Genomic DNA, 12,857 nt, shown 5'->3' with positions numbered 1-12,857 from the left:
GTACGGCGCCCGGTGCGGGCGCCGTACGGGTGGTCCGTCGGCCACGCGGCCGGCCGAGAAAGGTTGCGGCCCCGGGGATGCCCCGGGGCCGCTTCGTCGTACCGGTTCAGCCCGCCAGCCGGGCCAGCTCCTCGTCCACGATGGACGGGTCGAGCTTGCGGAACACCGGCTTGGGCGCGGCGAGCGCCCGGCCCACCACCAGGGGTACGGACTCCCAGCGCGCGCCCTGCGTGTAGTCGCCGGTCAGCACCGGGTAGCCGGGACCGCCGTCGAGGTCCTCGACCTCCATGATCGACGGCATCGGCGCGTGTACGCCGGTGCCGCCGAGCAGCTCGTGGACCCGCTGCGCGGAGTGCGGCAGGAACGGGGTGAGCAGCGTGTTGGCGTCGCTGACCACCTGGAGGGCGACGTGCAGGATGGTGCCCATCCGGGGCTTGTCGGCCTCGTCCTTGAGCTTCCACGGGGCCTGCTCGGAGAGGTACTTGTTGGCCTCGGCGACCACCTTCATCGCCTCACCGATCGCCTGCTTCTGCCGGTGCCGGCCGATCAGGTCGCCCACCGTCGCGAAGCCGGCCCGGGCGGTGGCGAGCAGCGCCTCGTCGGCCTCGGTGAGTCCGGCCGGGTCGACCTGCGGGATCGCCCCGAAGTTCTTCGCCGCCATCGAGATGGACCGGTTGACCAGGTTGCCCCAGCCGGCGACCAGCTCGTCGTTGTTGCGGCGGAGGAACTCGGCCCAGGTGAAGTCGGTGTCGTTGCTCTCCGGACCGGCCGCGGCGATGAAGTAGCGCAACGCGTCGGCGTCGTAGCGCTCCAGGAAGTCGCGGACGTAGATGACCACCCGGCGGGACGAGGAGAACTTGCGCCCCTCCATGGTGAGGTATTCGCTGGAGACCACCTCGGTGGGCAGGTTCAGCCGGCCCAGCTCGCCCGGCTCGCCGTCGCGCGACCCCTCGCCGGAGTAGCCGGCCAGCAGCGCCGGCCAGATCACCGAGTGGAAGACGATGTTGTCCTTGCCCATGAAGTAGTAGGTCCGGGCATCCTTGCCGTCGCCGTCGGTGGACCACCACCTGCGCCACGCCTCCGGGTCGCCGGAGCGGCGGGCCCACTCGATCGAGGCGGAGAGGTAGCCGATCACCGCGTCGAACCAGACGTAGATCCGCTTGTCGGACCGGTCGCGCCAGCCGTCCAGCGGGATCGGCACGCCCCACTCGAGGTCCCGGGTGATCGCCCGAGGCTGCAAGTCGTCGAGGAGGTTCCGGGAGAAGCGGAGCACGTTGGGCCGCCAGCCCTCCCGGCCGTCGAGCCACTGCCGCAGCACGTCGGCGAGGGCGGGCAGGTCCAGGAAGAAGTGCTCGGTCTCCACGAACTCCGGCGTCTCGCCGTTGATCTTGGACTTGGGGTTGATCAGGTCGATCGGGTCGAGCTGGTTGCCGCAGTTGTCGCACTGGTCGCCGCGCGCGCTGCCGTAGCCGCAGATCGGGCAGGTGCCCTCGATGTAACGGTCGGGCAGGGTGCGGCCGGTGGACGGGGAGATCGCGCCCATGGTGGTCTTGGGCACGATGTAGCCGTTGCGGTACATCCCCTCGAACAACTCCTGCACCACCGCGTAGTGGTTGCGGGTGGTGGTGCGGGTGAACAGGTCGTAGGAGAGGCCGAGCCCGTGCAGGTCCTCGACGATCACCCGGTTGTACCGGTCGGCCAGCTCGCGGGGGGTGACCCCCTCGGCGTCGGCCTGCACCTGGATCGGGGTGCCGTGCTCGTCGGTGCCGGAGACCATGAGCACGTCGTGGCCGGCCATCCGCATGTACCGGCTGAAGACGTCGGAGGGAACGCCGAAACCGGAGACGTGGCCGATGTGGCGCGGGCCGTTGGCGTACGGCCAGGCAACCGCCGCGAGAACGTGACTCATGAGCAGCAAGCCTAGTGACCCGCCATGGCAAGCTGCGAACCAATAGGGGTGCCGAGGGCGTCGCCGGGTCGGCGGACCGGTGGAACCCCCTCGGCTTTTGGTCCGATTTGTCGCCGACACGCGGCTGAGCTGCCCGATCCTCCCCCGGCTCCGGTGTGCAATGAACGTCGTGACTGGCAGACGAGCGGCCCGGAAGCAGGACGACCGCCCCTCGGGGGCGACGGTCGCCGAGAGTTCCGACCCGCCCGACACGGCGGGCGGCGGGGCGACCCCGGACGGCTCGACGGCCGGCGCGGGGACGTCAGCGGACGGCGGCTCGGGCACCGGCGGCGCGGAGCCCGCCGACGCCCGCCCGGGTGATCCGCCCCGTGGCCGGGCGGGCCGGGCGGCGACGGTCGCCCCACAGCCCCGCCCGGTGCCCAGCGCCAACGCCGCGCCGCCGGGCCGGCCAGCCGCCCCGCCGGGCCGGCCACCGGCCCCGCCGGCCCAGGCGGGCGCACCGTCGGACCGGCCAGCCGCACCGGCGCAGCCGAAGACCTCGAAGCGGGCCACGCGGGCGGCGCAGGCCACCACCGCCCCGGCCCAGGCCACCACCACACCGGCGCAGGCCGGCGCGCCCGGGCCGGGCCCGTCGGTGCCGACCCCCGCGCCACCGCCGCCGAGCCCCACCCGCCCCCGCCCGACGCCCACCCCGATCCGGCCCGGCCCTCCACGCGCCGGCCCGACGCCCACCGACGTCGGCCCGACGCCCACCGACGTCGGCCCGGCGCCCACCGACGTTGGACCGGCCCCGGCGCCTGCCGAGGTTGGACCGGCTCCGGCGCCTGCCGAGAGCGACCCGGCCCCGACTGAGGCCACCCCGGCGGGCGGGCCGGACCGGTCGGACCCGGCGCGCCCGCACCAACGGGGGGCATCGCTGCGGGCCCGGGCACCGCAGACCACGACAGACCAGCCCGAGGCAACGGTCGAGCTGGAACCGACCACCGGGGCGCCGGTGGACGCGGTGCCGCGCCGGGTGCCGGTACGGCAGCCGAAGCGCTGGCGGCGGGTCGCCCGAGCGGCGGCGAACGGCGCGCCGGACGACGCCGACCCAGCGGTCTGGGCACCGATCGAGGAGGTGCACTGGGACGGCACCCCGATCCGGGAGGAGGCGCGCCAGCCGGACCGGGAGACCCGAGACGGCCGGGTCCGGCGGCGGCGGACCAGAGCCGCGACCCATCCGCCCGACCCGCTGCGCGGCCTCGCCGTGCTGCTGGCGCTGAGCCTGCTCGCCGCCTTCTTCGCCTGGGTCAGCGCCGGCCCGCTCTGGGTCGCGGTGGGCCACACCACGAGCGGCACGGTGGTGATCGGCGACTGCACCGGCGGCGGGCTCACCCAGCGCTGCCGTGGAATCTTCGCCGCCGAGGCCGGGCGCTTCGTCGCGCACGGGGTACGGGTCAGCGGGGTGCCGGCCGAGCGGACCGAGACCGGCACGACGCTGCCGGCCAGGATGACCGGGCCGCACGGTGGGACCGCCTACGTCGACACCGGGATCGCCCGGCACCTGCGCTGGGTGCTCGGTCTGCTGGCGGTGGCCGGCTGCGGCGCCGGGATCGCCCGGTGGACCGGCTCCACCATGCTGACCGGGCGACGGGCCCGGCGCTGGGCGATCGGCATCTCCTTCGCCGGGCCGGGACTGATCACGCTGGGCTTCCTCATCGCCGCCTGGTGACCCCGGAGTCGCCGCCTGGTGACCCGCAGTCGCGCCTGGTGACCTCGGGAGCCCGCTCAGCTGTGCACGACGGCGTAGACGTCCCGCCGGCGCAGGCCGTAGCTGGTGGCGACGTCACTGATCGCATCGCGGCGGGAGAGGCCGGCGGCCTCCCGGTCGGCCACCGCGGCGCGCAGCGTGTCGTCGTCGGGGCGCTCCGGTGGAGTCGCCGGGGCGCCCGCCACCACCAGCGTGATCTCACCTCGGGGCTCGCCCTCAGCAGCCCACCGGGCCAGCTCGCCGAGGGGACGGCGGAGCACCTCCTCGTACGTCTTGGTGAGCTCACGGCAGAGCGCGGCCGGCCGGTCGGCGCCGAACGCGTCGGCCAGGTCGGCCAGCGCTGCGGTGACCCGGTGCGGCGCCTCGAAGAGGACCAGGGTGCGCTCCTCGGCGGCGAGAGCCCGCAGCCGGGACCGCCGGGCGCCGGGTGAGCGGGGCAGGAACCCCTCGAAGCAGAACCGGTCGCAGGGCAGCCCGGAGAGGGCGAGGGCGGTGGTGACGGCGCTCGGGCCGGGTGCCGCCGTGACCGGCGCCCCGACGTCGAGCGCGGCCCGGACCAGCCGATAGCCCGGATCGGAGACGCTCGGCATGCCGCCGTCGGTCACCAGCGCGACGAGGTAGCCGGCCTGGATCACCTCGACCAGCTCCGGGGTGCGCCGCTCCTCGTTGCCCTCGAAGTACGAGACGATCCGGCCGGGGATGGTGACGTCGAGGTCCCGGGCCAGCCGGGTCAGCCGGCGGGTGTCCTCGGCGGCGACCACGTCGGCGGTGGCCAACATCTCGCGGAATCGGGCGGAGGCGTCGGCCGGGTTGCCGAGCGGCGCGCCGAGCAGGACCAGTCGCCCGACATCCGACATATCACCCACAGGTTGTGCTCCTGAATCTTCAGCGGTTCCGGTATCGGAGACGACGGGCGCCACCGGCCACCTTCGCAGCCTACGATCGCCGGGTGACGAGTGCGTCGACAGCGCAGAGCGCGAGCGCGGGCCAGGCGGGGCCGGACGGGCCGGCCGACGACGGGTCGGCCGAGGCGAGCGCCGCCGTGCCCCCTGGCGGCGTCAGCGGGGTGCCCGGCGTCATCCGTCGGCGGCTGGCCACCGTCGAGGCCCGCCTCGACGGGTGGTCGTGGCTGGCCACCGGCGCGGTGGTGCTCATCGCCGGCATCCTGCGCTTCGTCGGCCTCTCCGGCCCCGGCGGCAAGATCTTCGACGAGGTCTACTACGCCCGCGACGCGTACGGCCTGATCGACCGCGGCGTCGAGTGGAACTACAAGGACGGCAACGCGTCGTACGTGGTGCACCCGCCGCTGGGCAAGTGGCTCATCGGGCTCGGCGAGTGGGCCTTCGGCTACCAGGACGCCGAGGGCCGCATCTCGGTGCCGGGGCACCTGGTCACCACCGCGCCGGAGTTCGGCTGGCGGTTCTCGGCGGCCGTCGTGGGCACCCTCTCGGTGCTCCTGTTGGTACGCATCGGCCGACGGCTGTTCCGCTCCACCGCGCTCGGCTGCGCCGCCGGCCTGCTGCTCGCGCTGGACGGGTTCCACCTGGTGCTCTCCCGCACGGCCCTGCTCGACATCTTCCTGCTCTTCTTCGTGCTGGCCGCGTTCGGCGCGCTGGTGCTCGACCGGGACGCGCGACGCCGGCGCTGGGCGCGGGCACTGGACGCCGGGCTGGATCCGGCCCAGCCGGGTCGGGCCGGGCGGCCGGCGGGCGGCTGGCGGAGCTGGCCGTGGTGGCGGCTGGCCGCCGGGGTGCTGCTCGGTTGTGCCTGCGCGGTGAAGTGGAGCGCGCTCTACTTCGTGCCGGCGTTCGCGCTGCTGGTGCTCCTCTGGGAGGTCGGGGTGCGCCGGTCGGCCGGGGTACGCCGGCCGTGGCGGGACACCCTGCTCGACGAGACGCCGTGGCTGGTGGCGGCCGGTGGGTTGCTGCTGGTCACCTACGTCGCCACCTGGTCCGGCTGGCTGCTGGGCGACGAGGGCTACTACCGGCTCGCCACGAACTACCCCGGCGCCCCGCTCAGCGACGCCCCGGTCATCGGGCCGCTGATCAACCTGTTCGAGTACCACAAGGCGGCCTACGGCTTCCACACCGGGCTGGAAACCCCGCACAAGTACCAGTCCTGGCCGTGGCAGTGGCTGCTGCTCGGCCGCCCGGTGGCGTTCTACTGGACCGGCGAGGGCGCCTGCGGGGCCCCGAGCTGCGCCTCGGAGATCCTCCTGCTGGGCACGCCGCTGCTCTGGTGGTCGTTCCTGCCGGCCCTGGTGGGGCTGGCCTGGCTCGGCACGGCCCGGCGCGACTGGCGGGCCGGGGCGATCCTGCTCAGCGTGGCGGCCGGTCTGCTGCCCTGGTTCTGGTTCGCCCTGGACGGGCGGACGATGTTCTCCTTCTACGCCGCGCCGGCGCTGCCCTTCCTGGTGCTGGCGGTGGTCTACGTGCTCGGCGCGATCGTCTCCCCCGCGCCGGTCGCCGGCACCGGCGAGGCCCGGGCGCCCGCCACCGGTGACACCGGCCACGACCGCCGCCTGATCGGCGGTGTGGTGGCGGGCGCGTACGTGCTGCTGGTCGCGCTCTGCTTCGCGTACTTCTATCCGATCTTCGTCGGACAGCTGCTGCCGTACGCGGACTGGTCGGCGCGGATGTGGCTGGACGGCCGCTGGATCTGATCCGCGCGACGGCGCCGGACGGCGGCCGTCGAGGAGCGGCGGGAAAACGACAGCGGGCCCGCACGTTTGCGCGTGCGGGCCCGGTCGACATAGGTGCGCGCCCCGATCGCCTGCCACGGGGGAAGCGGGCGATTGGGGCGCGCAAGAGAAGCTTAACCACCGCGCACCACCGGCACAACGGGTCGACTTGGGTCAGATTTCTGACCGATGCCCGCCCGATAACCCGGCAGATCCGGCAGTTGACCGACGGTTACCGGTTACCGGCCGCCCACCGTCCCGACTGGACGCCGTGGGACACCGGTCCGCCGGCTGGCCCGCCCTAGGATCAACTGACGCCCGAGCATGGGAGGTGCGCGAATGCAGCTGCTCGACCGGGTCCGCGCGAGTTGCCTGGCCCTGCCGGAGGTCACCGAACGGCCCAGCCACGGCTCGCCGACGTGGTTCGTCCGGACAAAGAGCGTCTTCGTCACGCTGCACGCCGACGGCCACCACCAGAACGGTTTCGCGCACCTCTGGTGCGCAGCGCCGCCGGGCGCGCAGGAGGAGCTGACCGCCGCCGACCCCGCCCGCTTCTTCCGGCCGCCCTACGTGGGCTCTCGCGGCTGGCTCGGCGTACGGCTCGACGGCGAGGTGGACTGGGCCGAGATCGACGAGCTGTGCCGGGACGCGTACCGCGAAGTGGCCCCGAAGCGGCTGGCGGCCCTGCTCGACGCCGAGCCGCACCGACCCGCCGACTGAGTGGTACGCGCCGCCGGCTCGCCGATCTCAGTGCGGGCCACCGGCCGCGGGTGATCGGCCGCCGACCCCGATGATCATCCTAAGTGGATCGCTCCTACACTTCGCCGGTGATCAACTCAAGACGATCCGGCACCGTCCTCGCCGGACTGGTGCTGGTCTCCGCGCTGCTCGGGCCGGCGCCCGCCGCGGCCGACGAGCCGACACCCACCGAACCACCCCGGGTCGAGCTGGTGCTCGACGTCAGTGGCTCGATGCGAGCCCGGGACATCGACGGCCGCAGCCGGATCTCCGTCGCCCAGCAGGCCTTCAACGAGGTCGTCGACGCACTGCCGGCGGAGACCCAGCTCGGGATCCGGGTGCTCGGCGCCACCTACCGGGGCAAGGACAAGAAGGTCGGCTGCCAGGACACCCAGCAGATCGTGCCGGTGGGCCCGGTCGACCGGACGGAGGCGAAGGCGGCGGTGGCCACCCTGCGGCCGACCGGGTTCACCCCGGTCGGGCTCGCCCTGCGCGCCGCCGCCCAGGACCTCGGCACCGGCGCCACCGCCCGGCGGATCGTGCTGATCACCGACGGCGAGGACACCTGCGCCCCGCCGGACCCGTGCGACGTGGCCCGCGAGCTGGCCGCCCAGGGCACCCGGCTGGTGGTCGACACGCTGGGTCTGGCCCCCGACGAGAAGGTACGGCGACAGCTGCTCTGCATCGCCGGCGCGACCGGCGGCACCTACACGGCGGCCCAGAGCACCGAGGAGCTGACCGACCGGATCAAGCAGTTGGTCGAGCGGGCCGGTGAGACGTACACCCGGACGCCGACGGCCGTCGGCGGCGGCACCGGTTGCCCGGGCGCGCCGCTGCTCGGCCCCGGCGTCTACACCGACCGGGAGATGTTCTCCGAGCACCGCTGGTACCGGGTGCCGGTGCGGCCCGGTCAGGAGCTGCGCGCCTCGGTCAGCGTGGCGCTGGACCGGCCGATCAACCGGGATTACGGCGTCCTGCTGCGGGCGGTCGCCGAGGACGGCCGGGAACTGGTCCGGGGCGCGGACGCCGGCAGCGGCCGGGCCGACGTCATCTCCGCCGGGCTGCGCTGGTCCGGTGACGACCCCGACGAGCGCGACCCCGACGGGCGCGACGACGTCGACGCCGACCAGTCGCCGCCAGCGACCACGGTCTGCCTGGTGGTCAGCAATTCGTTCGCACCCCGGCCGGGCACCGGGGTGAACCCGGGCATGCCGGTCGAGCTGACCGTCGACGTGGTGGCCGCCGCGCCGGACCCACGGGGGCCGGACCTCGGCCGGGGCTGAGTGCTGCTGGCGCTGCTGACCGTGGCCGGTCTGCTCACCGGCCTGGTGACCGGGCTGCTCACCCGCTGGTGGGTGGCCACGTGGAGGGAGAAGTGAGCGTGCGTGCCGCATTGATCCGGTCGCTGGCGGCCCTGGTGGCCGCCGCCGGCCCCGCGCTGCTGCCCACCGCGGCGCTCGCCGACCCGAGCACCGCGCCCACCCCGTCACCCGGGGCCACGACGGTGACCCGGGCGGGCACCTCGTTCCTCACCGCCACCGCCATCACCGCCGGCCAGCCGGTACGGGTCGCCGCCTCCACCGGCGACCACCTCTACTGGTCCTTCCCGGCCACCGCCGGGCAGGTGCACGACATCACCGCCGCCGTGGCCTTCCCCAGGAACCGCAGCGGCGCCGCCACCTGGACCCTCGACGTCTTCGACGGGCTACGTCGCCGGCAGGCGTGCACGGCCGGGGCGCAGACGCCGACCGTCGACGCCGCGGCCGCCCGAGTGGCGCTCGGCTGCACGCTGCGCGAGGTACGGCCGTGGGCCGAGCCCTGGTCGGCCGACCCGCTGCCCGGCACCTACTTCGTCCGGCTCTCGGTCGTCGAGGTGCCGGAACCGGATCTCGGCGCGCCGATCGAGGTGGAGCTGCTGGTCAGCGCCGACGGCGACGGTGGCGCCCCGGCCGACGACGGCGAACTGGCGGCGCCGCTGGTGCCGAACACCCAGGCCGGGGCGGTGCTGACCGACGACGCCCTCGCCGCCACGGCCGACGACACGGCCGAGGAGAGCGGCGGGCTGGGCGACCTGCTGCCGGCCCTCGGTTCGCGGTGGATCTGGACCACCGCCGGCGGCATCCTGGCGGCCGTGGCCGGGGTGGTCGGCTTCGCGCTGACCCGCCGGCCCCGGCGCGGCTGAGCACAGGGGTGGTCGGCGTCGACCGGGCGCCGACCACCCGGCCGGAGCCGTGGACCACCGCGGCGATCAGGCGTTGCGCGGACCTCGGGGCAGCCAACCGATGAACCGGTCCTGAAGGGACGTCACCGGTGCGGCGCGCAGGTCCTCGGTGGCGGCGGCGAGGCAGGAGCCCAGGTAGACGCTGAGCATCGCGCGGTCCCCGTACTCCTGCAGGAGCCGGCTGCGCCGCGTCGCGCACGGCCACTCGTCGCCGCAGGAGCCGCAGCTCCAGCCCGGCGGCACCGGGGCATGTTCGTCGCTGCGCGGGCTGGACGGATCCGCACCACCGGTCATCGCACTCCCTCTCCGGTTCCTCACGAGGTCGGGCGACTGCCCGCGCCCGGATCGATCGCCATCGCGGCCGACCACCGCCGCCACAGCGCTACGGAACCATCCGCTGTTACATCGTTGCGGTACTTTCGGCATTCGTGGCAGTCAGAAACCTGACGATTGATACGGCGCCGGCCTGGCGGGCTCGGCGGCGCCTGCTGGACCGCGGGGTCGGCGATGCGTGACCTGCTGCCGCCCGAGGTCGCGGTCGCCGTTGCCGGCCCCCACGACTGGACCGGGCAACTACTCGCGGCCGAGTTGGCCTGTCTCAGCGAGCGGGCGGTGGAGAGCCGGCGGCGGGACTTCACCGCCGGGCGCGTCTGCGCGCGGCGGGCGATGGTTACGCTCGGGCTCCCGCCGGCACCCGTGCCCTCGGCCGCCGACCGGGCGCCCGTCTGGCCGGCCGGCGTGGTCGGCACCATCACCCACACCCGCGGATACTGTGCGGCCGCCGCGGCCCGCAGCACCGCCGTGCGCTCCGTCGGAATGGACGCCGAGCAGCACCGGCCGCTCAACCCGGGGGTACGCCGGATGATCTGCCTGCCCGAGGAGGACGAGCGGCTGGCCGCGCTGCCGGCCGGCGTCTCCTGGGCCGCGGTGCTGTTCAGCGCGAAGGAGACGGTCTACAAGCTCTGGCACCCGGTGGTCGGCACCTGGCTGGACTTCGCCGACGCCCTGGTTGCGCTCGACCCGGACGCCGGCACGTTCACCGCCCGGATCGCACCGGCCCGGATCGACGCCGCGCCGGTCGCGGCTCCACCGAGGACGGTGAGCGGCCGGTTCGTGGTGGCGGACGGTCTGGTCCGTACCGCCGCCGTGCTGCCGCAGCCCTGACCCGTCACCGTCCGGGGGTGCGAGGCCGGCCACGCGGGGGACAGACCGGGCCGCCGGCTCACGGTAGCGTCGGCGAATTGCCGACCCGCCCACGTCATCGAGGAGTACGGTGAGCCACCCCGAGCCGCCCGCCGGGCCGCACGACCCCGACCAGCCGCAGCCGGAGCCACCCACCGAGGCGTTCCCGACGGCCCCGATGTCGCCGGTAGCGAACGAGCCGGCGACCGTGCCGCACCCGCCGGTTTCCGGTGGCCCGCAACCACCGGCGCCGGGCGAGCCCAGGTCGGCGCCGACGCTGCCCCAGCAGCCGGTCCCCGCCGCGCCCCAGCCGGCCGGGGAACCGTGGTCCGCACCGACCGTGTCCCCGATGCCGCCGACCCAACCGTGGGCGCCGCAGCCGCCGATGCCGGCCGCCCCGGCCGAGTCGTGGACCCCACCGACCGCGCCGCTGCCGCCGATGTCCGGTGCGCCCCAGCAGCCGTACCCGACCGCGCCCTATCCCCCGGTGTCCGGCGTCCCGCAGCCGAGCGCACCGTTCCCGACGGCGGGTGCTCCGCAGCAGCCGTACCCGCCGGTTTCCGGAGTACCGCAGCAGCCCTACCCGGGCACGCCCTACCCGCCGGTGCCCGGCGCGCCGCAGCAGCCGTACCCCGGCGGCGGCTACCCGCCCGGCGCGCCGCTACCGCCGCCCGGCGCCGGCTATCCGCCCGGCGCGCTGCCGGCCACCGCGCCCGCGAAGTCCCGGAAGACCCTGCTGATCGTCGTCGTGGCCGTAGCCGTGCTGGCCCTGCTCTGCTGCGTCGGCGGCATCGTCGCGGTGGTCATCGGCGCGAACCGGGCGGCCGACGACGTGACCGACGCGCTGCCCACCCCGGGGGTGACCAGCGGTGTGGGCGATCGCCCGAGCGGCCGGCCGTCCTCCGGCGCCCCGTCCACCGGCGAGACCCGGAACATGGCCGCCGGGGAGACCCTGGTGATCGCGGACGACGACGGCACCATCGAGATCACCGTGACGACGTTCCGGACCTCGACCAAGGCGTGCGAGTCGTTCGCGCTGGACCCGGAGGAGGGCATGTACCTGATCGCGGAGGTGACCGCCGTGGTCACCAAGGGAACGGGTTCGGTCAACCCGCTCTTCTTCCAGTGGGTGGCCGCGGACGGCACCGAGACGAACGCGATCGCCGGGGCCTTCTCCGGCTGCGGCAAGGCGCTCCCCGCGGGCAACCTCTCGGCCGGGAGCGAACGGAGCGGCACGGTGGTCTTCGACGTGCCCGACAAGGACGGCGCGTTGGAGTACCTGCACCGCTTCGAACCGGCGGGCTCCTGGCGGCCGTAACACCGACCGGTGGGCGGTCGGCGCGGCGGGCCGGCCCCACCAACCGTGCGCCGCTGCCGCGGCGGGATCGCCGCGCTGACCACCTTCGGCGAGCTTGGCGCCGGTCAGACCACGCAGAACTCGTTGCCCTCCGGATCGGCGAGCACGACATGGTCGAGTCGGCCGTCGACCACGTCCTCGTGCAACACCGTCGCACCGATCGCCACCAGCCGCTCGACCGCGGCCCGTACCCGCGGCGCCCGCAGCTCCCACGGCACGCCACGCCCGCCGCCGGCCTGGATGTCCAGGTGGAGCCGGTTCTTCGCCACCTTCGCCTCGGGCACCCGGAGGAAGGAGATCCGCGGTCCCCGCCCGGACGGATCTTCCAGGTAGGCCGCGTCGTTCCACTCGTCCTCGGGCACGGCCACCCTCGGCGCGCCAGGCCGGATGCGTGGCCGATTCCGATATTGTTGCCCGAATCGGGCAGGTCCCTCTCGGAACACGAAGTGGGGAGCGGTATGCGAAAGCTGGTGGTCTACACGCTGCTGTCCCTCGACGGCGTGGCGGAGTCCCCCGATCGCTACCTCTTCAACTTCGACGAGGAGATGTACGCCAACCTCGGCCGGGTCATCGACGCCCAGGACACCGTGCTGCTCGGCCGCCGCATGTACGACGAGTGGGCGCCCTACTGGACGACCTCGACCGACGAACCGTTCGCCAGCTTCATCAACGGCGTCCGGAAGTACGTCATCACGTCGACCGAGCCGACGCAGCCGTGGGCCAACACCACCGTCGTCAGCGGCCCGCTCACGCCATTCGTCCAAGATCTCAAGGCGCGGCCCGGCCGCGACATCGGCGTCCACGGCAGCATCCAGCTCGCCCGTTCCCTGTTCGACGCGGATCTCGTGGACGAGCTGCGGCTCCTGATCGCCCCGGCGGTCGCCGGGGCCGGCCGGAAGCTCTTCAGCGACGACACCAGCCTGCGCAAGCTGCGCCTGCTGCGCGCCGCCAAGACCTCATCGGGTGGCCTGCTCGTCGACTACGAGGTGCTGAACCCGGCGTAGCGGCGGAAGCCTTACA

Annotated in this window: 11 protein-coding genes and 1 pseudogene; 8 read left to right on the top strand and 4 right to left on the bottom strand. The window is 74.4% G+C overall.

Going from position 1 to position 12,857, the window contains the following annotated elements; genetic code table 11:
• Positions 1 to 106: 106 nt before the first annotated feature.
• Complete coding sequence (metG, locus tag ACIP9D_RS08555) at positions 107 to 1,909, bottom strand: methionine--tRNA ligase (RefSeq protein ID WP_350867510.1); 1,803 nt, start codon at positions 1,907 to 1,909, stop codon at positions 107 to 109.
• Positions 1,910 to 2,078: 169 nt separating this feature from the next.
• On the opposite strand from metG, the gene ACIP9D_RS08550 reads away from it, so the two are divergent.
• A complete protein-coding gene (locus ACIP9D_RS08550; protein ID WP_350867512.1) occupies positions 2,079 to 3,620 on the top strand; it encodes a hypothetical protein in 1,542 nt (513 codons plus the stop codon).
• Positions 3,621 to 3,676: 56 nt separating this feature from the next.
• Here the strand turns inward: ACIP9D_RS08550 and rsmI are convergent, their stop codons facing one another.
• Complete coding sequence (gene rsmI, locus ACIP9D_RS08545; protein ID WP_400449607.1) at positions 3,677 to 4,516, bottom strand: 16S rRNA (cytidine(1402)-2'-O)-methyltransferase; 840 nt, start codon at positions 4,514 to 4,516, stop codon at positions 3,677 to 3,679.
• Between the two features lie 92 nt (positions 4,517 to 4,608).
• Here rsmI and ACIP9D_RS08540 point away from each other — a divergent pair, with 92 nt between their 5' ends.
• The 4 genes and pseudogenes from ACIP9D_RS08540 (at position 4,609) to ACIP9D_RS08525 (ending at position 9,259) form a co-directional block, all read left to right on the top strand.
• Entirely contained in the window at positions 4,609 to 6,321 is a 1,713-nt protein-coding gene (locus ACIP9D_RS08540) for a phospholipid carrier-dependent glycosyltransferase (protein WP_350867516.1), read from the top strand.
• A gap of 357 nt (positions 6,322 to 6,678) precedes the next feature.
• Positions 6,679 to 7,059: an MmcQ/YjbR family DNA-binding protein gene (locus ACIP9D_RS08535; RefSeq protein ID WP_350867518.1), complete on the top strand. Its 381-nt coding sequence runs from the start codon at positions 6,679 to 6,681 to the stop codon at positions 7,057 to 7,059.
• Between the two features lie 107 nt (positions 7,060 to 7,166).
• A pseudogene (locus ACIP9D_RS08530) lies at positions 7,167 to 8,456 on the top strand (VWA domain-containing protein).
• Positions 8,457 to 8,458: 2 nt separating this feature from the next.
• Positions 8,459 to 9,259, top strand: a complete 801-nt coding sequence (locus tag ACIP9D_RS08525) for a peptidase (protein ID WP_350867520.1) — start codon at positions 8,459 to 8,461, stop codon at positions 9,257 to 9,259.
• 66 nt (positions 9,260 to 9,325) lie between these two features.
• Here ACIP9D_RS08525 and ACIP9D_RS08520 read toward each other — a convergent pair whose 3' ends face one another.
• Positions 9,326 to 9,592: a hypothetical protein gene (locus ACIP9D_RS08520; protein ID WP_350867522.1), complete on the bottom strand. Its 267-nt coding sequence runs from the start codon at positions 9,590 to 9,592 to the stop codon at positions 9,326 to 9,328.
• A 213-nt stretch (positions 9,593 to 9,805) separates the two neighbouring features.
• Here ACIP9D_RS08520 and ACIP9D_RS08515 point away from each other — a divergent pair, with 213 nt between their 5' ends.
• Positions 9,806 to 10,462 carry a 4'-phosphopantetheinyl transferase superfamily protein gene (locus tag ACIP9D_RS08515; RefSeq protein WP_350867523.1) on the top strand — a complete coding sequence of 219 codons (657 nt, stop codon included), beginning with the start codon at positions 9,806 to 9,808 and terminating at the stop codon, positions 10,460 to 10,462.
• 109 nt (positions 10,463 to 10,571) lie between these two features.
• The gene (locus ACIP9D_RS08510; RefSeq protein ID WP_350867525.1) at positions 10,572 to 11,798 is read left to right on the top strand and encodes a DUF4352 domain-containing protein; all 1,227 of its coding nucleotides are present in this window, start codon (positions 10,572 to 10,574) and stop codon (positions 11,796 to 11,798) included.
• Positions 11,799 to 11,902: 104 nt separating this feature from the next.
• Here the strand turns inward: ACIP9D_RS08510 and ACIP9D_RS08505 are convergent, their stop codons facing one another.
• Complete coding sequence (locus ACIP9D_RS08505) at positions 11,903 to 12,199, bottom strand: VOC family protein (protein ID WP_350867527.1); 297 nt, start codon at positions 12,197 to 12,199, stop codon at positions 11,903 to 11,905.
• Between the two features lie 96 nt (positions 12,200 to 12,295).
• Here ACIP9D_RS08505 and ACIP9D_RS08500 point away from each other — a divergent pair, with 96 nt between their 5' ends.
• Positions 12,296 to 12,841 carry a dihydrofolate reductase family protein gene (locus tag ACIP9D_RS08500; protein ID WP_350867528.1) on the top strand — a complete coding sequence of 182 codons (546 nt, stop codon included), beginning with the start codon at positions 12,296 to 12,298 and terminating at the stop codon, positions 12,839 to 12,841.
• The last annotated feature ends 16 nt before the right edge of the window (positions 12,842 to 12,857 follow it).

It is taken from the genome of Micromonospora sp. NPDC093243 (genome assembly GCF_044753725.1).
GTDB lineage: Bacteria > Actinomycetota > Actinomycetes > Mycobacteriales > Micromonosporaceae > Micromonospora.
This window is presented reverse-complemented; position numbering and strand designations above follow the sequence as displayed.